At 67.2% G+C, this 23,500-nt stretch carries 25 protein-coding genes; 9 read left to right on the top strand and 16 right to left on the bottom strand.

Annotation, left to right across the window (positions count from 1 at the left end):
• Nucleotides 1–6 precede the first annotated feature (6 nt).
• The 8 genes from J2X01_RS03790 to J2X01_RS03755 all read right to left on the bottom strand — a co-directional run bounded on the left by J2X01_RS03790 (nucleotide 7) and on the right by J2X01_RS03755 (nucleotide 10,253).
• A complete protein-coding gene (locus J2X01_RS03790; protein ID WP_310050703.1) occupies nucleotides 7–1,197 on the bottom strand; it encodes a substrate-binding domain-containing protein in 1,191 nt (396 codons plus the stop codon).
• A 237-nt stretch (nucleotides 1,198–1,434) separates the two neighbouring features.
• Nucleotides 1,435–1,920, bottom strand: a complete 486-nt coding sequence (locus tag J2X01_RS03785; protein WP_310050701.1) for a DUF1579 family protein — start codon at nucleotides 1,918–1,920, stop codon at nucleotides 1,435–1,437.
• Nucleotides 1,921–2,657: 737 nt separating this feature from the next.
• Nucleotides 2,658–4,001, bottom strand: coding sequence for a M16 family metallopeptidase (locus J2X01_RS03780; protein ID WP_310050699.1), 1,344 nt, complete (start codon nucleotides 3,999–4,001; stop codon nucleotides 2,658–2,660).
• A 108-nt stretch (nucleotides 4,002–4,109) separates the two neighbouring features.
• On the bottom strand, nucleotides 4,110–6,359 hold the full coding sequence (locus J2X01_RS03775; RefSeq protein WP_310050696.1) for a polyribonucleotide nucleotidyltransferase: 2,250 nt from the start codon (nucleotides 6,357–6,359) through the stop codon (nucleotides 4,110–4,112).
• A gap of 247 nt (nucleotides 6,360–6,606) precedes the next feature.
• On the bottom strand, nucleotides 6,607–6,876 hold the full coding sequence (gene rpsO / locus J2X01_RS03770; RefSeq protein WP_226760651.1) for a 30S ribosomal protein S15: 270 nt from the start codon (nucleotides 6,874–6,876) through the stop codon (nucleotides 6,607–6,609).
• A gap of 159 nt (nucleotides 6,877–7,035) precedes the next feature.
• A complete protein-coding gene (kynU, locus tag J2X01_RS03765; protein ID WP_310050693.1) occupies nucleotides 7,036–8,343 on the bottom strand; it encodes a kynureninase in 1,308 nt (435 codons plus the stop codon).
• A complete protein-coding gene (gene kynA / locus J2X01_RS03760; protein WP_310050690.1) occupies nucleotides 8,340–9,194 on the bottom strand; it encodes a tryptophan 2,3-dioxygenase in 855 nt (284 codons plus the stop codon). Before kynA ends, kynU begins: the two co-directional genes overlap by 4 nt.
• A 63-nt stretch (nucleotides 9,195–9,257) precedes the next feature.
• The gene (locus J2X01_RS03755) at nucleotides 9,258–10,253 is read right to left on the bottom strand and encodes a bifunctional riboflavin kinase/FAD synthetase (protein ID WP_310050688.1); all 996 of its coding nucleotides are present in this window, start codon (nucleotides 10,251–10,253) and stop codon (nucleotides 9,258–9,260) included.
• 234 nt (nucleotides 10,254–10,487) lie between these two features.
• On the opposite strand from J2X01_RS03755, the gene J2X01_RS03750 reads away from it, so the two are divergent.
• Nucleotides 10,488–11,285: a DUF937 domain-containing protein gene (locus J2X01_RS03750; RefSeq protein WP_310050686.1), complete on the top strand. Its 798-nt coding sequence runs from the start codon at nucleotides 10,488–10,490 to the stop codon at nucleotides 11,283–11,285.
• Nucleotides 11,286–11,371: 86 nt separating this feature from the next.
• Nucleotides 11,372–11,695, top strand: coding sequence for a hypothetical protein (locus J2X01_RS03745; protein WP_310050684.1), 324 nt, complete (start codon nucleotides 11,372–11,374; stop codon nucleotides 11,693–11,695).
• Here J2X01_RS03745 and J2X01_RS03740 read toward each other — a convergent pair.
• A complete protein-coding gene (locus J2X01_RS03740) occupies nucleotides 11,692–12,123 on the bottom strand; it encodes a hypothetical protein (protein ID WP_310050681.1) in 432 nt (143 codons plus the stop codon). The genes J2X01_RS03745 and J2X01_RS03740 overlap by 4 nt on opposite strands.
• A 78-nt stretch (nucleotides 12,124–12,201) precedes the next feature.
• Nucleotides 12,202–12,786, bottom strand: coding sequence for a helix-turn-helix domain-containing protein (locus J2X01_RS03735; RefSeq protein WP_310050679.1), 585 nt, complete (start codon nucleotides 12,784–12,786; stop codon nucleotides 12,202–12,204).
• Nucleotides 12,787–12,908: 122 nt separating this feature from the next.
• On the opposite strand from J2X01_RS03735, the gene J2X01_RS03730 reads away from it, so the two are divergent.
• Together J2X01_RS03730 and J2X01_RS03725 are read left to right on the top strand one after the other, a co-directional pair.
• Nucleotides 12,909–13,973 (top strand): NAD(P)/FAD-dependent oxidoreductase, encoded by a 1,065-nt coding sequence (locus J2X01_RS03730; protein WP_310050677.1) that lies wholly within the window; start codon nucleotides 12,909–12,911, stop codon nucleotides 13,971–13,973.
• Between the two features lie 5 nt (nucleotides 13,974–13,978).
• Nucleotides 13,979–14,827 carry a class I SAM-dependent methyltransferase gene (locus tag J2X01_RS03725; protein ID WP_310050675.1) on the top strand — a complete coding sequence of 283 codons (849 nt, stop codon included), beginning with the start codon at nucleotides 13,979–13,981 and terminating at the stop codon, nucleotides 14,825–14,827.
• Here J2X01_RS03725 and J2X01_RS03720 read toward each other — a convergent pair.
• Nucleotides 14,809–16,305: an HNH endonuclease signature motif containing protein gene (locus J2X01_RS03720; protein WP_310050673.1), complete on the bottom strand. Its 1,497-nt coding sequence runs from the start codon at nucleotides 16,303–16,305 to the stop codon at nucleotides 14,809–14,811. The genes J2X01_RS03725 and J2X01_RS03720 overlap by 19 nt on opposite strands.
• A gap of 305 nt (nucleotides 16,306–16,610) precedes the next feature.
• Here J2X01_RS03720 and J2X01_RS03715 point away from each other — a divergent pair, with 305 nt between their 5' ends.
• Together J2X01_RS03715 and J2X01_RS03710 are read left to right on the top strand one after the other, a co-directional pair.
• Complete coding sequence (locus J2X01_RS03715; RefSeq protein ID WP_310050670.1) at nucleotides 16,611–17,198, top strand: NUDIX domain-containing protein; 588 nt, start codon at nucleotides 16,611–16,613, stop codon at nucleotides 17,196–17,198.
• 76 nt (nucleotides 17,199–17,274) lie between these two features.
• The gene (locus J2X01_RS03710) at nucleotides 17,275–17,703 is read left to right on the top strand and encodes a VOC family protein (protein ID WP_310050668.1); all 429 of its coding nucleotides are present in this window, start codon (nucleotides 17,275–17,277) and stop codon (nucleotides 17,701–17,703) included.
• Nucleotides 17,704–17,708: 5 nt separating this feature from the next.
• Here J2X01_RS03710 and J2X01_RS03705 read toward each other — a convergent pair whose 3' ends face one another.
• From J2X01_RS03705 to truB, 3 genes are all read right to left on the bottom strand, one after another.
• On the bottom strand, nucleotides 17,709–18,149 hold the full coding sequence (locus J2X01_RS03705) for a hypothetical protein (protein WP_310050941.1): 441 nt from the start codon (nucleotides 18,147–18,149) through the stop codon (nucleotides 17,709–17,711).
• Between the two features lie 76 nt (nucleotides 18,150–18,225).
• On the bottom strand, nucleotides 18,226–18,579 hold the full coding sequence (locus J2X01_RS03700; RefSeq protein ID WP_310050666.1) for a hypothetical protein: 354 nt from the start codon (nucleotides 18,577–18,579) through the stop codon (nucleotides 18,226–18,228).
• Nucleotides 18,579–19,532: a tRNA pseudouridine(55) synthase TruB gene (truB, locus tag J2X01_RS03695; protein WP_310050663.1), complete on the bottom strand. Its 954-nt coding sequence runs from the start codon at nucleotides 19,530–19,532 to the stop codon at nucleotides 18,579–18,581. Before truB ends, J2X01_RS03700 begins: the two co-directional genes overlap by 1 nt.
• Nucleotides 19,533–19,646: 114 nt before the next feature.
• On the opposite strand from truB, the gene J2X01_RS03690 reads away from it, so the two are divergent.
• Nucleotides 19,647–20,804, top strand: a complete 1,158-nt coding sequence (locus tag J2X01_RS03690) for a pyridoxal phosphate-dependent aminotransferase (RefSeq protein ID WP_310050661.1) — start codon at nucleotides 19,647–19,649, stop codon at nucleotides 20,802–20,804.
• 155 nt (nucleotides 20,805–20,959) lie between these two features.
• On the top strand, nucleotides 20,960–21,160 hold the full coding sequence (locus J2X01_RS03685; RefSeq protein WP_310050659.1) for a hypothetical protein: 201 nt from the start codon (nucleotides 20,960–20,962) through the stop codon (nucleotides 21,158–21,160).
• A 51-nt stretch (nucleotides 21,161–21,211) separates the two neighbouring features.
• Here the strand turns inward: J2X01_RS03685 and trxA are convergent, their stop codons facing one another.
• The gene (gene trxA / locus J2X01_RS03680) at nucleotides 21,212–21,646 is read right to left on the bottom strand and encodes a thioredoxin (protein WP_310050657.1); all 435 of its coding nucleotides are present in this window, start codon (nucleotides 21,644–21,646) and stop codon (nucleotides 21,212–21,214) included.
• Nucleotides 21,647–21,658: 12 nt separating this feature from the next.
• Nucleotides 21,659–22,144: a nucleoside deaminase gene (locus tag J2X01_RS03675; RefSeq protein WP_310050655.1), complete on the bottom strand. Its 486-nt coding sequence runs from the start codon at nucleotides 22,142–22,144 to the stop codon at nucleotides 21,659–21,661.
• A 206-nt stretch (nucleotides 22,145–22,350) separates the two neighbouring features.
• Here J2X01_RS03675 and J2X01_RS03670 point away from each other — a divergent pair, with 206 nt between their 5' ends.
• Nucleotides 22,351–23,499 (top strand): ScyD/ScyE family protein, encoded by a 1,149-nt coding sequence (locus J2X01_RS03670; protein WP_310050653.1) that lies wholly within the window; start codon nucleotides 22,351–22,353, stop codon nucleotides 23,497–23,499.
• Nucleotide 23,500: the final 1 nt, after the last annotated feature.

Below are 23,500 nucleotides of genomic sequence, written 5' to 3'. Positions count from 1 at the left end.
CGCGGCCTACTTCTTTTCCGGCGGGGCGACGGTGTCGCCCGAAACCACCTTGATGAGCTCGGGAGCCCAGCTGCCACCCGTCTGGACGAGCTTGACCTGGTACATGTCCTGGACCAGGGCGTGGTCCGACGCGCGGACGGTTTCCTTGCCCTTGGGGCCCTCAAAGCTGAAGCCCTCGAGTGCCTTGACCATGGCGTCGGCATCGTTGCCGCCTTCCTTGATGGCCTGGACGATCATCTGGCCGGCGACAAAGCCGTCGGGGGTGAAGAGGTCGGCCTTCTGGCCGGCTTTCTCGACCGCGGCGATCATCTCCTTTTCCACCTCGGTGCCCGAGGCGCCCGGGAAGTAGTGGTTCAGGAAGCTGATCTTGGAGGTGGCCTCGCCGTAGGCGCCGAAGGTGGCGGCGTCGCCGAGCCCGGTGACGACCGGGGCGGCGTCGAAGGCGCCCTGCTGGCTCAGGGTCTGCCACATGGTGCCGGACGTTGCCCCGGCCCAGGCCACGAAGACCATGTCCGGCTTGGCGTCGATGAGCTGGCGGGCGAACGGCGTGAGCTCCTGCCCGTCCGGAACCAGGACGGACTCCACGGTGGCGCCCTTGGCTCCCAGGACGGCCTTGACGGCGGCGACGTTGCCCTGGCCGAAGGCGTTGTCCTGGGCGAAGACGACGACCTTCTTGCCGTTGGTGTCGATGAAGGAACCGGCCGTGGCCACGTCCTGCAGGCTTTGGCGGCCCGAGCGGAAGGTGTACTTGTTGATGCCCTGGATGGCGTCCGTCGCGGCAGGCCCGGAGATGTAGAGGACCTTGTTCTGGGCGGCCTGCTCCGCCAGCTTGAGGGCGATGCCGGAGACGACCGTGCCGCCGATGATCTTGTAGCCCTTGCCGATCAGGTCCTTCGCAGCCGTGACGGCCTTGTCCGGGTCGCCGCCGTCGTCGGCGTAGGTGAGGTTGATCTTGGCGCCGTTGACGGCGCCGGTCCCGCCGGTGGCGTGGTCGATGCCCGCCTGCAGGCCCTCGTAGTAGGTGGCGCCGTAGGCTGCCAGCGGTCCGGTCTTGGAGTAGATGATGCCGACGTTGACCGGCTCGGCGGCCTTGCCTGACTCGGCTGGCGCTGCGGTGCCGGCAGTCGGCGCACAGGCGCTGAGGGCGAGCCCGGTGGCCATAACGGCGGCCATCAGGAACTTCTTTGTATCCTTCACGGGATGCCTTTCGTTGAGAATCCGCGGAATCTGAGCAGTAGATGACTGAATCGTGCCTGAACCTGAAAGGTGATTCAGATTACGGCAAATCTATGGTCAGCGCCACGGAGTGTCAACGGTTTTCAAGGGATGCCTTGCAACGTTATGGCAACGGTTTGGGCGCGCCGGCGGTGCGCGGTGACGCACGACGGCGGCGCGGCACGGCGTCGGCGTCGGCAGCGCCAGGTCGGCAGAGCTTCAGGCGGAGGCGGCGGCATCCTCGGCCACGCGCCGGCAGACCGTGGTCATGAAGGGCGTGAATTCGCTCGCGGCACCGAGCCGGAGCCCGGCACTGTGCGTCAGGACGCCGTCGTCCACCCGGAAGGTATGCCGGGAGGTGCCGCGCTCGCTGCGCCGTTCCATGGTCAGGGTGCCCTCCTGCCAGCTGGCGCGTGCCGGTGCCTCCGGGGGCAGCCCCATGCTGTTGACGTGGTACCAAAGCGTATCCGGATGGTCCGGGTCCGTGGTGAAGACACCGTGGCCTTCGAAGCGGCTGCCATCGGCCTCTGTATGCCGGTAGCTGTGCGTGACGGCCAGGCCGGCGGCGGCGCGGGCGAAAGTCAGTTCGACGGCGGCGGCCCGCGCCGGCCCCCAGGGCGTGGCCTTCCACTGCGTGGTGCCGGTCCAGTGCCCCAGGAACGCCTCAAGCGCTTCGTGTGCACTGCCTGGCAGCGGCCGGTCCATGAATTCCTCCCAAGTGGAGTTCCTCCCGCGTGAGCCCGTCCCCATCATCACGCCGCGCCGCCTGCCGTGTCTAGGTGCGGGCCGACCCCGCCGGGGCGGTTCAGGCCCAGCTCAGCGGCAGGCGGGACCCTGGCTGCGGCCCCGTCTGACGCGAATGGCCGCTATCAAGGCCACCCTCCCAGCCGTCTGACGCGAATGGCCGCCAAGAGACCCGGAATAGCGGCCACCTCTGACGAATCCGCGGAGTCCGGCCCATACTGTCCGCACCGGTGCACCCGTCTGACGCGAATGGCCGCTATCAAGGCCACCCAGCCACCCGTCTGACGCGAATGGCCGCCAAGAGACCCGGAATAGCGGCCACCTGTGACGAATCGGCGCAGTCCGGCCCATACTGTCCGCACCGGTGCACCCGTCTGACGCGAACGGCCGCTATCAAGGCCACCCTCGCACCCGTCTGACGCGAATGGCCGCCGGGAGGGCCGGAATAGCGGCCACCTGTGACGAATCCGCGGAGTCCGGCCAATTCTGTCCGCACCGGTGCACCCGTCTGACGCGAACGGCCGCTATCAAGGCCACCCAGCCACCCGTCTGACGCGAATGGCCGCCAGGAGGGCCGGAATAGCGGCCACCTGTGACGAATCGGCGCTGAACGAAGGGTCATAGCGGCCGTTCGTGGCAAATTGAAGACCCCGCCTGGCCGGTGCAGTCCCAGGCTCAGCGGCCTGCCGGACCGGATCTCAGAGGCCGAAGGTCTCGGATTCCTCGAAGGGGCCCACCACGGTCACGGTCCGCGGCGCGGCTGCGAGTTCGCGGGCGAGCTCCTGGACTTCGGCGGCGGTGACGGCCTTGATCTGGCGCAGGGTCTCATCGATGTCCTGGTACTCGCCGGAGACAAGTTCGGCACGGCCCAGCCGGGACATCCGGGAGCCGGTGTCCTCCAGGGCCAGCACGATTCCTCCGCAGAGCTGCCCGACGGCCTTGCGGAGTTCCTCGTCGGAGATGCCGCCCCCGGCCAGCTTGTCGAGTTCGGCGCCGAGCAGTTCAAGGACCTGCCGGACCTTCGACGGCGTGCAGCCGGCGTACATGCCGAAGTAGCCGGCGTCGGCGTAGGAGGAGGCGAAGGAGTAGGTCGAGTACACCAGTCCGCGCTTCTCGCGGACCTCCTGGAACAGCCGGGAGGACATGCCGCCGCCGAGCACGGCGTTGAGCACGCTCATAACAAACCGGCGGTCGTCGGTCGCGACGATGGTGGGGCAGCCCATGATGATGTTGGCCTGCTCCACCGGGCGTTTGACCACGTGCAGTCCGGCGGTGCCGGTGATGGCGGCGCGGTCGGTGGAGCGGCGCTGCACGGGGGCCGCGTCGGGCTCAAGGCTCCAGCCGGCGGAGTGCAGGGCATCGACGACGAGCCCGCAGACGACGTCGTGGTCCAGTCCCCCGGCGGCGGTGATGACGAGCTCGTCCGGGCGGTAGTAGCGGCGGTAGTGGTCCCAGACCGAGTCGCGGGCGACGGCGCGGATGGCGTCCGGGGTGCCTCCGATCGGGCGGCCCAGCGGGTGCGTGCCCAGGACGGCGGCGACGAAGTGTTCGTGGGCGACGTCGGTGGGGTCGTCGCTGTCCATCGCGATCTCCTCGAGGATGACGTCGCGTTCCTGCTCCATCTCCTGCGGGTCCAGCACGGCGCCGGTGATCATGTCCGCGATGACGTCGATCGCCATCGGCAGGTCGGTGTCCAGGACGCGGGCGAAGTAGCAGGTGCTTTCCTTCGCCGTGGCAGCGTTGGATTCCCCGCCCACCTCGTCGAAGGCGGAGGCGATCTCAAGGGCGGTGCGCCGCCGGGTGCCCTTGAACAGGAGATGTTCCAGGAAGTGCGTGGAGCCGTGCTGGCCGGGCGCCTCGTCGCGGGAGCCGACGGCGACCCAGAACCCGATGGTGGCCGAACGCTGGCCGGGCATCGCCTCGGTAAGCACGCGGACGCCGCCCGGCAGGACCGATCGGCGCACCTCGGAACCGCCGTCGGCTCCGTGGATCAGGGTGTCAGCGTGCTGGTTCTGCTCAAGCGGCAGGGGGACGACAGTCATTAAGGCCTTTCAGTAAACACATGCCAAATCTGCCTGCCATCCTACCTGCCTTTAACGGCGGCGGGGCCGGTGGATGATCCACCGGCCCCGCCACTTGTTCAGGAAAGACTACTCTGCGGACTCCAGGGAGACCTCAGCGTTGTCAGCGTCCTCGGAGCCTGCCTCCTCCGCCACAACGGGCGAGAGGGAGAGCTTGCCGCGGTCATCGATCTTGGTGATTTCCACCTGGATCTTCTGGCCGACGGAGACGACGTCATCGACGTTGTCCACGCGCTTGCCGCCGGCGATCTTGCGCAGCTCGGAGATGTGCAGCAGACCGTCCTTGCCCGGAGTCAGGGAAACGAAAGCGCCGAAGGTCGTGGTCTTGACGACCGTGCCCAGGTAGCGCTCGCCGATTTCCGGGATCTGCGGGTTGGCGATGGCGTTGATCGCGGACCGTGCTGCGTCGGCAGACGGGCCGTTCGTGGCGCCAATGTAGACAGTTCCGTCGTCCTCGATCGAGATGTCGGCTCCGGTGTCTTCCTGGATCTGGTTGATCATCTTGCCCTTCGGGCCGATGACCTCGCCGATCTTGTCCACCGGGATCTTGACCGCGATGACACGCGGCGCGAACTCGGAGAGCTCGTCCGGGGTGTCGATCGCGGAGTTCAGAACGTCCAGGATGTGCAGGCGGGCTTCGCGGGCCTGCTTCAGGGCTGCGGCCAGGACCGAGGCCGGGATGCCGTCGAGCTTCGTGTCCAGCTGGATGGCCGTGACGAACTCAGCGGTGCCGGCGACCTTGAAGTCCATGTCACCGAAGGCATCTTCGGCGCCGAGGATATCGGTCAGGGCGGCGTAGCGGGTCTGGCCGTCAACCTGGTCGGAGACCAGGCCCATGGCGATACCGGCAACAGCGGCCTTCAGCGGCACACCTGCATTGAGCAGGGACAGCGTGGAGGCGCAGACGGAACCCATCGACGTCGAACCGTTGGAGCTGAGAGCCTCAGACACCTGGCGGATGGCGTAGGGGAATTCCTCGCGGGACGGCAGCACCGGCATGATGGCGCGCTCTGCGAGGGCACCGTGGCCGATTTCGCGGCGCTTCGGGGAGCCGACGCGGCCGGTCTCGCCGGTGGAGTACGGCGGGAAGTTGTAGTTGTGCATGTAGCGCTTGCGGGTCACGGGAGACAGCGAGTCGATCTGCTGTTCCATCTTCAGCATGTTCAGCGTGGTGACACCCATGATCTGGGTCTCGCCGCGTTCGAAGATGGCCGAGCCGTGGACGCGGGGCAGGACCTCAACCTCGGCGGTGAGCTGGCGGATGTCCGTCAGTCCACGGCCGTCGATGCGGATCTGGTCCTTGAGGATGCGCTGGCGCACAACCTGCTTGGTGACGGAGCGGAAGGCTGCGGACAGCTCCTTCTCGCGGCCTTCGAACTGGCCGGCGAGGGAAGAGGTCACCTCATCCTTAAGCTCGTCGGAGGCGGTGTCGCGTTCCTGCTTGTCGGCGATCTGGAAGACAGCGGCCAGCTTGTCGGCGGCGGCGGACTCCACGGCGGCGTAGACGTCGTCCTGGTAGTCCAGGAAGACCGGGAACTCGACGGTCGGCTTGGCGGCGCGGGCTGCCAGGTCGGACTGTGCTTCGCAGAGGGCCTTGATGAACGGCTTGGCAGCCTCGAGGCCTTCGGAGACAACCTCTTCGGTCGGGGCGGTGGCGCCCTGTTCCTTGATGAGGTTCCAGGAGTTGTCGGTGGCTTCGGCTTCAACCATCATGATGGCGACGTCATCGCCTGCGATGCGGCCGGCAACGACCATGTTGAAGACGGCGTTCTCGAGCTGGGAGTGCTTCGGGAACGCAACCCACTGCGAGCCGTGCTCGTCGGCGACGAGGGCAACGCGGACGCCGCCGATCGGACCGGAGAAGGGCAGGCCGGAGAGCTGGGTGGACATCGAGGAAGCGTTGATCGCGACCACGTCGTAGAGCTCGTCCGGGTTGATGGACAGCACGGTGACGACGATCTGGACCTCGTTGCGCAGGCCCTTGACGAAGGCGGGGCGCAGCGGGCGGTCCATCAGGCGGCAGGCCAGGATGGCTTCCGTGGAGGGGCGTCCTTCGCGGCGGAAGAACGAGCCCGGGATGCGGCCGGCGGCGTACATACGCTCTTCGACGTCGACGGTCAGCGGGAAGAAGTCGAAACCTTCACGCGGGTGCTTGCCGGCGGTGGTTGCGGACAGCAGCGCGGTCTCTTCGTCGATGTAGACCATCGCTGCGCCGGCTGCCTGCTTGGCAAGGCGGCCGGTTTCAAAGCGGATTACACGCTTGCCGAAGCGGCCATTGTCAATGACTGCTTCTGAGAACTGGATTTCGGGACCCTCCATAGAGAGTCACCTCCGTTTCATGGTTCACGGAGCCCAGCCGCATCAACCCAGCCCAGCATCTGTCTGCTGGCCTGCACTGCACCCGGTCATCGATCGAGACCCACGGGCTAAGGCTTCACTCTTTGAAGCCGTTCCCGGAAGTCACTACCGAAGACCGCGAATGCGTGATGCGGTTGATCCTCCTGTTGAGTTTTGTTTGAAGAAGGCGGCCCTTTCCGCTCCGGAAGGGGCCGCCCCTTAAAGCTGACTAGCGGCGCAGGCCGAGACGCTCGATGAGCGCACGGTAGCGGGTGATGTCAGTGTTCTTGAGGTAGGTCAGCATGCGCTTGCGACGACCAACCATGGCCAGCAGACCGCGCTGGGTGTGGTAATCGTGCTTGTGCACCTTCATGTGCTCAGTGAGATCCTTGATCCGCTGAGTCAGGACTGCAACCTGGACCTCCGGCGAACCGGTGTCGCCCTCGGACGTTGCGAAATCCTTGATGATGGACTGCTTTACAGCGGCTTCAAGTGCCACGATAACTCCTAGAGATGTGCCGTGAGGCCCGAATCAGTAACTCACTGCCGGGGGTGCCGCGCCGGTGCTTGTCCTCCGAAGAGAGACTTTCCCGTACACAACAAGAGCCAGCCGCCACGGACTGCAGCCGGAACCAACGTTTAGTTTACCGGCACGCCGCTAATCTTGTCGAAACGGCCGGTCCTGATCCTGCCCGGAACGGCCCTCCTCGAGCCGTTCGCGGATGGCGGCGACACCGCGGTACAGCTCGGTGAAGGACGTGCCCAGCGGGGACAGCCCGATCCGGATGCCCTGCGGCGCCCGGAAGTCCGGGATGACATCCTGCTCCCAGAGCGCCGCGGTCATTTCGCGGAAGGCCGGGTGATCCACCGTGATGTGGCTGCCGCGCAGTTCCGGATTCCGCGGCGTCGAGAGTTCAACGCCTGCCGGGGCGAGCCAGGCGTCGTGGAGTTCGACGGCGAACGCGGTCAGCAGGCAGGACTTCTCCCGGACCGCGGCCATGCCCACCTCCTCGATCAGGTCCAGTGTGCCGCGCATCGCGAGCATCCCGAAGATCGCCGGGGTGCCGCTGAGGAAGCCGCGGATTCCCGCGGCGGCCTCGTAGCCCGGTCCCATTTCGAAGGCGTCCTTGCGGCCCATCCAGCCCCAGATCGGCTGCTGCAGGCCGGCCAGGTGCCGGGCGTTGACGTAGGCGAACGCGGGCGAGCCCGGTCCCCCGTTAAGGTATTTGTAGGTGCAGCCGGCGGCGAAGTCGACGTCGGCAGTGTCCAGGGCGATCTCCACCGACCCGGCGGAATGGCACAGGTCCCACACCACCAGCCCGCCGGCGTCGTGCACGGCCGCGGTGATCCCCGGCAGGTCCGCGAGGAACCCGGAGCGGTAGGCAACCTGGCTCAGGACCACGACGGCGGTGGCCGGGCCGGTGGCGGCCCGCACCTGTTCGACGGTCACACCAGAGGAGGGGTCGGCGTCGATCCAGCGCAGCGTGAGTCCCTCTTCGCGGGCGATGCCCTCGACGAGGTAGCGGTCGGTGGGGAAATTGTCCGTGTCCAGCACGATTTCGGTGCGCACCGGGTCCGTGACGGCTGCCAGCGCGGCCCGGATCAGCTTGTACAGCACCACCGTAGTGGAGTCGGCGATGACGGTCTGCCCGGGGGCCGCGCCGAGGACGGCACGGCCGAGCTGGTCGCCGATGGCCTGCGGGAGCTCCAGCCACTCCTCGTCCCAGCCGCGGATCAGCCGGCCGCCCCAGCTGTCCTGGATGAAGCCGCTGATGTCCGTGACGGTGCGCTTGAGCGGACGGCCCAGGGAGTTGCCGTCCAGGTAGGACAGTTCCGTGTCGGTGCCGATGAAGTGCCCGCGGTAGGAAGCCAGCGGGTCGGCGGCGTCCAGTTCCCGGGCGCGCCGCAGCAGGGCGTCCGTGGTTCCTGCAGGGGTCCCTGCGGTCTCCGGGCGAGGGGCGCTCACTGGCCGATCTCCGTCCGGACGGCGAAGAGCTCCGGGAAGAAGGTCAGTTCCAGGGCCTTCTGCAGGAAGGCGGCGCCGCTGGAGCCGCCGGTGCCCGACTTCATGCCGATGGTGCGCTGCACCGTCCGCAGATGCCGAAAACGCCAGAGCTGGAAGTTGTCCTCGAGGTCCACCAGTTCCTCACAGGCCTCGTAGGCGCCCCAGTTGTCGGCGGCGTTCTCGTAGATGTACTTGAACACCGGGACCAGCTCGGGGCAGAACTCGTGCGCCCGGGTGACGTCGCGCTCCAGCAGCGAGGCGGGAACGTCGAAGCCCTGGCGCTTGAGGTAGGCGAGGAAGTCGTCATAGATGCTCGGGGATTCGAGGAGCTCCTGCAGCATCGCGTGGGCCTCGGGATCGGATTCGAACACGGGCAGCATCTTGCTGTTCTTGTTGCCGAGCAGGAACTCGACCGCGCGGTACTGGCTGGACTGGAATCCCGAGGAGTTGCCCAGGAAGCCGCGGAACTGCGAGTACTCGGTGGGTGTGAGGGTGGCCAGCACGGACCACTGCTCGGTCAGGGTTTTCTGGATGTGCTTGACCCGGGCGATCGCTTTCAGGGCCGAGCCGAGATCGTCGGACCGGAGCCAGGCGGCGGCGCTGCGGAGCTCGTGCAGGACCAGCTTGAGCCACAGTTCCGTGGTCTGGTGCTGGATGATGAACAGCATTTCATCGTGGTGCTCCGGAGCACTGACCGGCTGCTGGGCGCTCAGGAGCGTCGGCAGCTGCAGGTAGGACGCGTAGCTCATCTTTGAGCTGAAGTCCCGGACAATATCCTTGTCCAGCTCCCTGGTGTTTTTCTCAATCGTCACGTTTTTTGCCTTCCTACCGGCTGTTTGGCGTAGCCGCTCCTTGCAGCGGCCCCGCTCAACGGATCAGCGCCCGGACAGAATCTTGTGCGCCTGGACAACGTCCAGGCGCATCTGGTCCACCAACGCTTCAGGGCCACGGTACGCCACCATTCCCCGCAGCCGGGCGACGAATTCCACTACTACTGTCTGGTCGTACAGATTGAAGTCCTCGACGGCCTCGTCCGGCCGATCGATCACGTGCGCCTCCACCTGCCGGCTGACGCCGTAGAAGGTGGGGTTGGAGCCGACAGAGATGGCGGCCGGCCAGCGCGTGCCGGCCTGGTCCACGAGCCAGCCGGCGTAGATGCCGTCCGCCGGGATGTAGCCACTCGCGTCGGAGGCGAGGTTGGCGGTCGGAAAGCCCAGGTCGCGGCCGCGCGCGGCTCCGTGAACCACCTGGCCGCGCATCCGGTGCGACCTTCCCAGGACGGCGGCCGCGGTAGCGACATCGCCCTCGCGCAGTGCCTCCCGCACCCACGTGGAGGAACACCGGCGGTCCGCGCCGCCGTCGTCGTGCACTTCCCCGTGCAACGGAAAGCCTTCCGACCCGAACTCACTGATGACCAGCACCTCGAAGCCGAGCTTCCTGCCCAGTTCCTGCATGGTCGCCAGGTCACCGGAGTTTCCCCGGCCGAACCGGGCATCGTGGCCGATCACCACGTGGCTGGCCTTAAGGCTGCCGACCAGGACGGTGGCAACGAATTCTTCGGGCGTGAGGCTGGCCAGTTCGAGGGAGTACTTCATCACCAGTACAGCGTCGAGGCCCAGCTCGCCAAGCGCCACCAGCTTGTCTTCCAGGCCCATAATCAACTCAGGGGCGGATTCCGGGCGGTGGACCTGCGCCGGATGCGGGTCGAAAGTGATGGCGACGGCCCGTGCGTGGTTCAGGCGGGCGACGCGGATAAGCTGCGAGAGCACCTGCTGGTGGCCGCGGTGCACACCGTCGAAGTTGCCGAAGGTAACGACGGAAGGACCAAAGTCCGCCGGGACTTCGGACGGATCGTTCCAGATGTGGACCATCAACCTCGCCTTTTGCTTCCTGCCATATGACCTCCGGAGAAGCCTTCCAGCTCCGGAACCCTCCTAGATTACCTGCAAACGCAGCGCGCCTCCGACGGCGCTGGCCGGCCCCGGGCAGCGTCCTTCCGCGTGCAGGGCGCCCGGACTACGATGCAAAGGCACCAGTCCGACGGCGCCTGCGCGGCTGCCGCTTCCAGCGAGGCCCGTAGTGAGATGCGGCTGAAGGAGTACACCATGACTGAGCTCGATGACATCCTGGGGCAGATCCCGGTAGACCAGGTTGCCGGCCTGCTCGGCACCGACCAGCAGACCGCGCAGGCCGCGGTGGAGGCTGCGGTGCCCACGCTGCTGGCGGGTATGCACAACAACGCACAGGCCTCCGACGGCGCCGCCTCCCTGGAGTCAGCTCTCGGCCAGCACCAGGACGGGCTGCTGGAGGGCGGAGTCGATGTCTCGCAGGTGGACACCTCGGACGGCGAAAAAATCGTGAACCATGTCTTCGGCGGGCAGCAGGACCAGGTGGCCAGCCAGCTGGCCGGAGCACCCCAGCTCGGCGGCGTCGGTGGGGACCTGATCAAGAAGCTGTTGCCGATCCTGGCCCCGATCGTGATGTCCTACCTTGCCAACAAGGTGCTGGGGGGCCGCGGTCAATCGTCCGGGGCGGCCGGTACAGGCGCCGGCGGCGCAGGTGCGTCCGGCCATGCCGGCGGCATCGACCTCGGCGGAATTCTGGGCAGGATGCTTGGCGGCGCCGGCGCCGCTGCTGGCGGCGCTGGCGGGATGGGTGGGCTCGGCGATCTGCTGGGCGGCCTGTTCGGCGGAGGCCAGCAGTCGTCGCAGGCGGCCGTTCCGGAGACCGGTCAGGACTCGTCGCTGGAACCGCAGGCCTACCCGCAGAGCCAGCACACCGGCGGCGCCCCGCGCCCCGGTGAGGTGATCGACATCGACCTCCCGGAGAGCCAGCCGGAAGAGCGGAAAAATGACGAGGGCGGGTTCGGCGGGATCCTGGGCGGACTGTTCGGGAAGAAGTAGGCCACGCAGCCGCCCGGGGTGACGCGAGGCTGCGGGCAGTTGCGAGTGGCGCGGCCGACGCCGCCGGGAACGCCGGGACAGCACCAATGTCCAGGCCGACGTCGGCAGAACGGTCAGCGGAACCGGCGGTGGGCGGCTACGAAGGCTGGTGGAACCCCACACCGGGCAGCGGCAGCAGCGCGGGGCTCCCCCAGGAAACAGTTGCCATCAATACCAGGACCAACATGGTGGTTGATGCCTTCAGCCGGAAAATCAGCGACGCCGGCCGGCCCACCTTGATCACCGATGTTCCTTACACCGTGGTTCCCGACCCGTCCTGGCCGGCAGACTCCGTGATCATCATCGAGACAGCGACCAACAAGATGATCGAAAGCTTCCGCGTCGACCTCAACGGCAACCCGCTGCGCTAGCTGCCTATAGCTCCCGGCGACGTGCCGGCACCGGATGGCACAGTGACGCCGCTAGCGGCGCGGTAGTTCCGCCAGTGCAGCACCACAGCGGCCAGGATCAGTGGAACGTGGATGCCCGGGAGGTTCCTGGCGAACCATTTTGGCAGATAGATGTCGGTGACAGAGCCCGTCTCGTCGCCCAGGCCCCTGGCCACGGCGGTGAGGGGACAATGAAAGCCGTTGGCGGCAAAGACCAGCGTCTCGGCGGTGACGACGGCGGCGGCCAGGCCCACCTTCCGGTCTGTCCGGCCCCGGGCACCGGCATACAGCACATAGACCATGCAGGCCTCGATCAAGAACCAGGCAAAGGTGTGGAATGCCTTCACGGCCCTGAGCAGGGAAGCACGTTCCGCCTCCCGCAGCTCCCGTGGTGCCTTGAATCCAGCCATGCGACCAGCGTAGCCGCCGTCTGCCGTCCGTTCAGAGGCTTTCGGCCTTCCCGGCCAGAACCCATCGGACCTCTTCGGCTATGTGGGCTTGGGCCGCGCGCGGACGTGCATCCGCTCGCCCTGCTGTCCAAAGAGGCTGAGGAACTCGACGGGTCTGCCGTCCGCGCTGGCGAACCAGTGCGGTGTGTGGGTGTCGAATTCCGCGGCTTCGCCGGGGCGAAGTTCAAAGTCCTTGTCGCCCAGCACCAGGCGCAGTCGTCCATTGAGGATGTAAAGCCATTCGTAGCCCTCGTGAACGCGGAGGTCAGGCTCTGCCCCGCGGTCATCACCGGCGAGCACCATCTTGAAGGCCTGTAATCCGCCTGGGCGGCGGGTGAGGGGAACAGCGGTCATGCCGCCATGGGTGATGGGCTGCAGATGAATTCTCGGATCCCCGGTAGGCGGGGCGCCGACCAGATCATCGAGGGGAACCCCGTACAACCTCGCGAGGGGCAGCAGGATTTCGAGGTTTGGCCTGCGTTGGCCGGATTCGAGGCGGGACAGCGTGCTAACCGACACTCCGGATGCGGAGGACACATCTTGGAGGGTGAGGTTCCGTTCCATACGGAGTGCCCGAAGCCGGGGGCCGACCTCTCCGAGAACATCGTCAATCTCATTTGCCATGCCCAACAGTTTGCCATAACGGCAATCATCTTTGCCAAAACGCGTTCACGCGATGGAGGCTGGGGTAACCGCCCAAGGACGCTGGCGGCGAACTTTCAGGACGCGACGAAGGACAAAGCAATATGGACGCGACACGGTATGACGTTGTAATTGTTGGTGGCGGCGCGGCGGGGCTCAGCGCGGCCACGACGCTGGGCCGGGCGTTGCGCTCGGTGCTGGTCATCGATTCCGGAACTCCACGCAACGCACCCGCGGCGGGTGTCCACGGTTATCTTTCCAGGGACGGTATGAACCCTGGGGAACTCCTGGCCATCGGACGCAGCGAAGTGCTCTCCTACGGAGGGACGGTCCTTGACGGCGAAGCCGTTTCGGCACGGCGAACCCCCGAGGGATTCGAGGTGGTTCTCGCAGATGCCCGCCGGTTCTCCGGCCGGCGCCTCCTCATCACCACCGGCCTGACCGACGAGCTGCCTCCCATTGACGGGCTGCGGGAGCAATGGGGAAAGGGCGTTGTGCACTGCCCCTACTGCCATGGCTGGGAAATCCGCGGGCAACGGATTGGAGTGCTGGGCACAGGCCCGCTGTCCGTCCATCAGGCACTGTTGTTCCGGCAGTGGTCCCGGGATATCACCCTGTTCCTCAGCGACACCGTGGAACCCACCGACGAGGAGTGGGACAAGCTCGCTGCCCGGTCCGTGACGGTCGTTGACGGCGCCGTGGTTTCTGTCGACGCCGTCGATGGTGTCCTCACGGGGCTCACACTCCGCCAGGGTACCTCGTTCGACGTACAGGCCCTGGCTGTCGGAACACGGATGGAGGCCAGATCCGCGCTTCTGGAATCACTCGGGCTAAATTCCCAGGTGCACCCGTCGGGGGCCGGACGGTTCATCGAGGCCAGCGATTTGGGTGGTGCAACTGCCGTCCGGGGCGTGTATGCGGCGGGCAATGTCTCCAACCTGATGGCCCAGGTGGTCACCGCGGCGGCCGAGGGCGTCATGACCGGCGCCAGGATCAACGCCGACCTCATCGAAGAGGAAACCCGGTGGGCCGTGGACGGGCACTTCGGCCCCTTCTCGATCGCCTCGGAAGCAGCCGTCGCTCAGATCGTGCTCGGTCGCCGACGCCATGGCCTTGAAGATGGACCGAAAGTCACTGACATGGGCCGTGCGGCCACAGTAGAAAGGTAATCAGCATGGATCACCAACCCCACCGGACACGGGACAACGACCACCACCCGCACCAGCGGTCCGGCAGTCATGACCAGCACCGCGTCCTCGACCTCGACGCCGAGGTGTTCAGCGACAAGGTCGCAGCCGTCCTGGACGTAGCAGGGCCGACGGCGGCGCGCAGCGTCGTTGACCTCGGCGCCGGCACCGGCGCAGGAAGCCGGCTGCTGCGCGAGCGGTACCCCGACGCCGCGGTGACGTGCGTCGATAATGACCCGCAGATGCTCGAGCTGCTGCGCGGGCAGGGCTTCGATGTGGTCGAGGCCGACCTCGACCACGGCTTCCCTGCGCTGGCCGGCTCCCTGCCCACGGCGGATGCAGCTGCCGAGACACCGGTTGACGTCGTGTGGGCATCGTCCTCGCTCCACCACGTCGCCGACCCCGCACGGCTCCTCTCGGGGGTCCGCCGGGCATTGTCGCCGGGTGGGGTCCTCGTCGTCGTCGAGCTCGCCGCCCTGCCCCGCTTCCTCAGCCATCCGCGCGAAGCGCTTTTGGAGCAACGCTGCCACGCCGCGGCGGCCGCCGAGGGGTGGAACCACCACCCGAACTGGACCCCGGTGATCGAGGCCGCCGGGTTCAGCGTCACCCAGTCCGAAGTAACAACCGTTGCACCCGTGACCCCGGCTGCACGGGAATACGCCCGGCAGTGGTTCGCGCGCTTCCTGCACCTGCCGGCCCTGACCGCGGACGACCGCGACGCCGTGGAAGACCTGCTGGAGCGGTTCTCCAACGACATCGCGCTGGAACCCCACACCACCCGGACCGTCTGGGTGGCCACCCCGGACCAGAACAAGATTCACTCAAGCCGGAAGTAGCGGTTCCGCCGTGGCACCTGGCGCGGATCAACGTGCGGAGGCGGGATGAACCACGGAACGCCGCTTCGCAGTTGAATGATCCACTGCTCCTTGTGGATCACGTGATGGTGATGCGAGCAAAGCAGCGCTCCGTTGCCTGCCCCGGTGCTTCCGCCGCGGGACCAGTAGTTGATGTGGTGGGCCTCGCACCAGGGCGCCGGAATGGTGCACTGGGGAAAGGCACAGCCCTGGTCCCGCGCCGTGATGGCCTTGCGGATATGCGGCGGGAAAACCCGCGAGGCGCGGCCGATGTCGAGGATCCGTCCTTGTCCGCCCAGCACAATCGGGATGATGTCGGCGTCGCAGGCGATCTTGCGTACTGTCGAGGCCGTGACCGGGCCGGTGAACATCAGTGTCCCGGCGTGGGAGCCAGGGGCTCGGGTCTCCGCGTCGGTGCCGCCGAGTTGTTCCAGCAGGTCACGGTAGTCAACGGTGACCATCACCTGCGGGCGCAGCCCTCCCGCAGCGGGCAGGCCTCCGGCGGCGAGAGCGACTTTGCAGCCACCGACGAGGCCGTCGAGGAGCCGCTGCGGCCGCGTGCGCTGATCCAGCCGCTCTGCTGCGGCCGCGTCGCCGTCGACTGCGACATCAGGATCAGGTCCGGCAGTACCCGCAGCCTCTGTTCCGGCGTCGGGACCGGATGCGACTCCGGTCCGCGGGTTGGTGGCGGTATTCATGACGGTGAGCAAGTGTTCGAACTGGTCGGGCGTGGCGAAGATTTCCAGATGATGCAGTCCGCGGTATGCCCGCCGTATGAAGGCGCCCTCGCGCTGGCGCAATTCCTGCTCGCTGGGTTCCTCGCCGTCCTGGTCCAAGGCGTCCGTCCACCGTTTGGCGATCCTGGTCAGGAAGTCCTGGTCGTTCTCGACCGCCGTCCGGGTGAGGGCATGCTCCATTCGGGCGGCATCCTCGGGCTGGGACACGTGCCGGACCCGGCCCAGGGAAAGGCCGATAATGGTCGCCGCCCGTGAGGCGACGTCCCCGGCGGCGACGACAGCAGCGAGTTCTTCTTTCGCGGCCGGCAGCGGCTGGCCCGACAGGCCCGCGCGCGGCAGAACGTCCGCGACGAGGGCAAGCCGGCGCCGGGCTTCCGCGGCACTGATCCGCAGCCGCGCCCGCAGGAACTCCACAGTGTTCCGGTACCCGTCGTCCACCCACCCCGTGCAAGGATCAGCGCCTTCCGGCGCGTTCCGAGTGGGGTCCGACGGAGCAGTCTTCGGCGCATTCGCCTCCGCATTCCAGCCAGTCAACCAGCCGGCAGGCGTGGCGGTACCAGACTTCGCAGCGGCGGTCCCCGCGTCAGCTGCTGCCTGGCTTCGGGTCCGGTCGACCGCCGCCGCGGCCACAAGCTGCAGGTAGTCGACCCGGCGGGACAATTCCTCCACGCGGCCGGCAAAGTCCGAGGCTTCGGTCACGCCGAACAGCAATGCATCAGGCACAGCCGTCCCGCTGCAGGAGCGCAGCAGAGCAAGCGCCGCATCCAGAGCACAGTCGACCGCAACCGCCGCGGCTGGAACGGGCGACAGCGGGGGGATTCCAAGGAGTATTCCGGCGCCAGGCTCGGTGCCCTGTACCGGGATGAAATCGCCAATGGCTTCCATGACTCAACACTACTTTCGGGGTGTGACAGTACCGGGCTCGAGCAGTTCGACCCTGATACGGGCAGGATCCACCTTGTGGTCCCGGCCAGTCCCTCGGAGTCACACTCCGGCCGGTACGGGCAGTGCCGTGGGAAACTGGGGGCATGGACAGCCCTGTTGCCCCGACCTCGAGCCCGGCACTACCCCACAGCGCAAGGCCCAGCGAATCACAGACGCAGGCCGCCCAAACCGAGCTTCCGATCGAACTCCGCCGTCCGCTCGGACCCCGCGATCCCGGGGACGCGTGGGTCGAAGGCGACCGCGGCCGGTTCTGGGGGCGCTTCGGCTCGGCCGGTTTGCTGGTCCACGACCCCGCGAAGGGCGTCCTGCTCCAGCACCGCGCCTTGTGGAGTGATCAGGGCGGAACCTGGGGACTCCCGGGCGGAGCCCTCCACCAGGGCGAACAAGCAGTCCACGGTGCCCTGCGCGAGGCCAAGGAAGAGGCGGCTGTGCCGCCGGAGAACGTCCGGGTCCTGTTCAGCTGGGTTTTCGACGTCGGCTATTGGACGTACACCACGGTCGCCGTCGAAGTTGTGGAGGCGTTCGACCCGGTGATCAGCGACCCGGAAAGCCTGGAGCTGCAGTGGGTGCCGGTCGAGCTCGTCGGTGACAAGGCATTGCATCCGGGCTTCGGAGCGGCCTGGCCTGGCCTGCGCCGCAGGCTGTTAGGGCTCGACGCCGGAACGGAGTGAGTCCACGACGCCGGCCCGGGCGGCGGTAACGATCAGCGGTATTCCGCTCTGGAACCGTCCGTCCTAAGGTTCGGTTATGACGACCGAAGATCAACCTCCGCCTCCTGTCCGGCAACTGCGCCTCGTCGTCGAGACGGATGATTACGACGCCGCCCTAACCTTCTACCGGGACGTCCTCGGACTGGTGGAACGTGAAGTGGTTACCGGCGAGGGGGATGCACGCATCACCATCCTGGAAGCCGGCCGGGCGACCTTGGAGCTCTCCAACCCGGCGCAGGTCAGGTACATCGATCGGGTGGAAGCCGACGGCCAGCCGAGCGCGAAGATCCGGGTTGCGTTCGAGGTTGACGACGCGGAAGCAGCCACACGGGGACTCGTGGAGGCGGGCGGCACCCTCATCGCGGAACCACGGGAAACGCCGTGGCGCTCGCTGAACTCACGGCTCAACGGCCCGGCCGGGCTCCAAATCACACTGTTCCAGGAACTGGACCAGCCCGCGGACTAGGGCGCTCAGGCCCGCTTCGGCGCGGGACGGCGGCGGTACAGCCAGATGAGCCCAAGAATCGGCAGCAACAGCGGGATGAAAGCATAACCGCGGCCAAACAGGGACCAAACAGTCTCATGCGGGAAGTTAACCGAGTCGAACACGCTGAGCGCGCCGACCACCAGCACACCCACCAGTTCCACGAGCACCGCCGCGACGGAGACCTTGAACCAGGTGCGGCCGGCCTTCGCCAGCGACACAGTCGCCACCAGGTACACGACGGCGGCGAACGCCGACAGCAGATAGGCAAGGGGAGCTTCGGAAAACTTCGTGAGGATCTGGAATCCCGCCCGGGCCGTGGCGGAAATCGCGAACACTGCATAAACGGCGATCAGCAGCCGGCCGGGGCCGGTGTTGCGGGTGTCTTTTGTCGGTGCCGCAGCCGGGGTCGCGTCCGGTGCCGCCAGCGCGTCCGGCGCGGCCGGCGTCGTTTCGATGTCCTCGTGCGAAGGTTTCGCCGTCACGTTCTCTGCCTCTTCCACGTCAGTACCAAATCTGATTCATTCGGGCCGCCATCACCAGGGCGGTGACACCGACGGCGGCCAGCACGAAGTTGCTCCACCGGGTGCGTTCCAGGATGGCCCAGTACACCGCACCGACCGGCAGCAGGAGGGCCGTCAGCAGGTAGCCCCAGAACTCCCACGGCTCCCCCGCCATCTGTTCCCCGCCGGCGACCCGGACGATCGACCCGACCAGATACACCAGCAGGGACAGTTCGACGGCGGCCACGGAAAGGATGGTTGTGTCGTTCGGGGCCTTCTTGAGGATGCCCGCGGCCAGGCAGACGAGGCTCGAGACCAGCCCGACCACCAGGATGATGTAGAAATATGCGTCCACTACTGTCCGGCCTGCTGTTCCGCCGTCGGCTGCGTACGTGCACGCTTCTCATTGTCCGGTGCGAAGACGAGCACCGGCTTGGCGTAACTTCCCTTGTCGGCGAGCAGTGCCACCAGGGTCCCGTCCGGGGCGAAGCCGGCGGCCGGGTGCTCCGGCGTCGCAGCGTCCGGTGTCCCGGCGGCCACGCCCGCGGCGATCCTGCGGCCGAAGGAAATCTCGGTGGTTTCCTCGTCGCTGAGTTCACGGTTGGGCATGAGTGCCCGGGCGGCCTCGGACATTTCCAGCACGTCCAGCTCTTCGGCGAGCTGTTCGAGGGTGTGCGCCTGGTCCAGCGTGTAGGGACCCACCTGGGTCCGCCGGAGGGCGGTCAGGTGACCGCCGACGCCGAGCGCGTTGCCGAGGTCGCGGGCGAGTGCCCGGATGTACGTGCCGGAGGAGCATTCCACTGTGACGTCGACGTCGAGCGCCTCACCGCCGCGCACGGGACGGAGCCAGTGGACTTCGAAGCGGTGGATGGTGACGGGGCGTGCGGCCAGTTTGACCTCCTCGCCGGACCGGACCCGCGCATAGGCGCGTTCGCCGTTGACCTTGATGGCGCTGACGCTGCTGGGGACCTGTTCAATCTCCCCGGTCAGTGCTTCGACTCCGGACCGGACCGCTTCCTCGGTGACCGAAGCGGCGCTGCGCGTGGCGGTGACCTCGCCTTCGGCGTCGTCGGTGACCGTCGATTCGCCCAGGCGGATGGTCGCCGTGTAGGTCTTGGAGGTGCCCACGATGTAAGTCAGCAGCCGGGTGGCTTTGTTGATGCCGACCACCAGAACGCCCGTCGCCATCGGGTCCAGCGTCCCGGCATGGCCGACCTTTCGGGTACCGGCGAGCCGCCGCATCCGTCCAACCACATCGTGGCTGGTCCAGCCTTGCGGCTTGTCCACTATTACCAGTCCAGAAAGCACGCTCCCCAGTATATCTGTGCGGACCCTCCCGCCAGCGCCGGGTGCCGCCCGCCGGACCCCACCAGCGGAGCCGCCCCCCGGCCGCCGGGAGCTGCTCCGGTTAGGATGGCTGACATGCCCGAGCTTGCCGCCCACGTCCGCGACGTCCCCGTCAACCAGATCCGCGAAATCACCGAAGCCGCCTGGCGAACGCCCGGCGCCATCGTGCTGAGCATCGGCGAACCGGGTTTCGCCGTCCCCCGTCATATCCTTGAGGCCGGGATGGCCTGCCTGGACCGGGACGAAACGAATTACACCCCCAATGCCGGCATCCCGGCCCTGCGCCAGGCGTTCGCGGCCAGGTTCGGGGAACACAACGCGACGCCGGTCGGAGCGGAACGCGTGTACGTCGTCGACGGCGCCCAGCAGGGCCTGCACTTTGCCATGAGCCTGCTGCTCTCCCCCGGCGACGAAATCCTGATTCCCAATCCGGGCTACCCGACCTTCGCCATGACCAGTAGCCTGCTGCATGCCGTACCGGTCCGGTACCCGCTGTACCCCGAGCACGACTTCCAGCCCCGAATCGCGGACATCGAGGGCCTCATCACCCCGCGGACCAAGGTGCTGATCCTCAACTCGCCGTCCAATCCGCTGGGCGCGGTCCTGGGCGAGGAACTCACCCGCAGCCTCGTAGCCCTGGCCGTCCGGCACGATCTGTGGATCATCTCGGACGAATGCTACGAGGCGTTCACGTACGATGTGCCGCATGTGAGCCCCGCCCGCTTCGACAGCGATGTCCCGGGTGAGGCCCGGGTATTCACCTCGCTCACACTCTCCAAGACCTACGGTCTGACCGGGCTGCGGATCGGCGCTCTGATCTGCCCGCCCGGCCTGGAGCAGAGGATGAACAACGTGATGGAGGCGATCGTGTCCTGTGTCGCTTCGCCCTCGCAATACGCGGCGCTGGCGGCCCTGACCGGCCCGCAGGACTACGTCAGCCACGCCCACGCGCACTACCGGGCAAACCGGGACGCAGCCTCGGCGGTGTTGGAGTCCCGGGGGATCCCGTTCCTCACGGCACAGGGAGCGTTCTACCTCTGGGCGGATGTGTCCCACGTCAGTGGCGGCGACGTCCGCTCCTGGGTACGGCGTTTCCTGGCCGATTCCGGCGTGTCCTTCGCCCCGGGCACGGCCTTCGGCTCGATCGGCGAGGGCTGGATCCGGATAGCCCTGTGCGGCAGCCAGGCTGATCTCGTGGAAGGCCTCGGCAGGCTCCCGGTCAGGCTCAGCTGACGGGGCTGCCCGGTGAGCTGCGTTCAGCCTCCCGGCCCCAGTCCCCTACCGCCGCGGCACCGCAGCGCCTAACCTGAGCGCAGCGCGTGGTTTTCGCGTGCGGCCCCAGGCGCGCCGCTGCGGGACTGGGGTGCAGGTTCGGTCGGGAGGTTCACATGTGGTGGCAGGACTTGTTGTGGGGCATCTGGAACGGGCTCACGGCGTGGATAGTGTTGATCGCCCATGTCTTCGGGCAGTGGAGCGAATTCCCTTTCTACAACTCGGCCCGCGCTGGAAACTGGTACGACTTCGGCTACCTGCTGGGGATGGGCTCGCCCGTGCTGGGTGGCCTGGGCGTCCGGAGCAAGCGCCGCTGAAGTACCGCCCGCGCATCCCCGGAGCAGTCCTGCGCGATGGTGGCCCCTTGCTCAGGGGCCAGCCGCCAGCGCGTCGTCGAGCCATTGGCGCAGCGCCGCCGCCGGTGGAGCTCCCGCCTGCCGGGCCACGACTTTGCCGTCCCTGATCAGCAGGATGGTTGGAATGGCCTGGATGTCGAAGCGCCGTGAGAGCGACGGTGACTTGTCGACATCGACCTTTACGAGTTTGACCCGGCCGGCGCGTTCCTGGGCCAGCTTGTCCAGCACGGGGCTGACCATCCGGCAGGGACCACACCAGGCGGCCCAGAAGTCGACCAGGGCAGGCGTCGAGGACTGCTCGGCGATCACGGCAAAATCCGCATCCCCTGCCTCGACTATCCAGGGAAGGTCCTTGCGGCAGTTCCCGCAACGCGGATGGCCGGCAGCCGCCGCCGGTATCCGGTTGGTTTTCCGGCACTGGGGACACGTGATCAAGCTCGGGGCCACGGTCCGCCGCCTTCAGTACTCAACGCGGTCGGGGTTGTCGCGCCAGGCCACGAAGGGAACGCCCGACGCCGGGACGGCCGTGTGGCGCACCGGCATCAGGTCAGGCTGGGTTCCTTCGAAGTACTCGTAGAAAAGCGCGTCGTCGAAGCCGGCGGCAGCCGCCGCGTGACGGTCCGCGGCGAAATAGACCCGGTCCACGCGGGCCCACAGGGCCGCGGCGAGGCACAGCGGGCACGGCTCACAGCTGGCGTAAAGCACGGAGCCGCTGAGATCAAAATTCGCCGACGCAGCCGCGGCTGCACGGATGGCCACGACTTCGGCGTGGGCGGTGGGATCATTGTCCCGCGTGACATGGTTGACGCCCTCGTGGATCCGCCCGTCGGACGTCACCACGAGCGCCCCGAACGGTCCGCCGCCCGCGTCCACATTTGCGGCGGCGAGCCGGACGGCCTGATCCAGGAAGCGGTTGATTTCGAGAGCTGAGGGTGCCGTGGCCATGGTCTGATCATAGCCAGCAACGCCGCCTGCTGCGGGAGATTCGCTGTTTGCCGCGAAGCATCGACTTTGCCTCGCGGAGGGCTTACCATCCGCATAAAGGGGCAGCCGTGAATATTCCGGCCGCCACGGAACCGGTCTCAATGGTCTCAACGATGTGGATCCTTCATCACTCGCCCCGGGAGCCAACCATGAGAAGGTGTTTGTCATTGCTAGCCGCGGCCGCCACCGCGGCCGCGTTCCTCTCGACCGGGACTGCTGCCGGCGCAGACCCCGGAAAGACGCCGGACGGGATCGCTGCAGAGCCCGCACCGGTGGTGCTCACCGGCAGACTGGTGGGACCGCTGCATCTCAGCGCCGGCCCCCACGGCTCAGTGACGGTGAGCGAGTCCTTCGCCGGCCGGCTGACCCGGATCGACTCCCGGGGGAACCAGTTGGTCCTCTACGAGACCCCGGACTGGACTGTTGCGGGCAACGCCCAGCGGGATGGTGTGACCTATTTCCTCGAGAGCCAGGGCGCCGGACCCGACCCCGCCGAGCTGGGCGGCCACGTCCGCATCATCGAGGAAACCGGGCACCAGCGTACCCTTGGCGACTTCGCCGGCCTGGAAACCGGGGACAACGCCGACGGCAAAACGCGGTACGGCTACCGCGACCTGCCGGAGGGCTGCGCGGCCAAACTGCCACCCAACATGCCCGCCAACTACGAGGGCGAAGTTGATTCCCATCCGTACGGCATCGCCGTCACGGAAGACACCATCTACGTCGCCGATGCCGGCGCCAACAGTGTGGTGGCAGTTGACGCCCGGAGCGGCAAGACCGAGACCGTCGCGGTGCTGCCGCCCCGGCCCTACAAGATCACCGCTGACGTTGCCGCCTCCAACGGCCTGCCGGCCTGTGTTGTGGGAACCACGTACGACTTCGAGGCGGTTCCGACCGATGTTGTCGTCGGGCCGGACGGCTGGCTGTACGTCACCTTGCTCCCGGGCGGGCCGGAAGATCCTGCGCTCGGCCCGCGGGGGGCGATCTTCAAGGTGGATCCGGACGGTGGCGAGGTGAAGCTCGTGACGGAGGACATCATGTCGCCCACGGGGCTCACCCTGGACGACCACGGGAACCTGTATGTAGCCTCACTGTTCGGCGAAGGCGTCCTCAGGGTTGACCCGGACTCGGGCGAACAGACGGTGGTGCTCGCCGCCGGCCTCGCCGCCGACGTGGACATCCGCGGACACACCCTCTACGCCACGGTCAATGCCCTGCCCGGACCGGGGGGTCCGCCGGACGGCCACGTCATGTATGTGGAGCTGAAGGACGGCCGGCCCAACAGCGTCCGGCCCGACATCGTATGGCACACCTGAC

Source organism: Arthrobacter ginsengisoli, from assembly GCF_031456935.1.
GTDB lineage: Bacteria > Actinomycetota > Actinomycetes > Actinomycetales > Micrococcaceae > Arthrobacter > Arthrobacter ginsengisoli.
The sequence above is the reverse complement of the archived record's forward strand: the minus strand, read 5'-3'. Positions and strand labels throughout refer to the sequence as shown.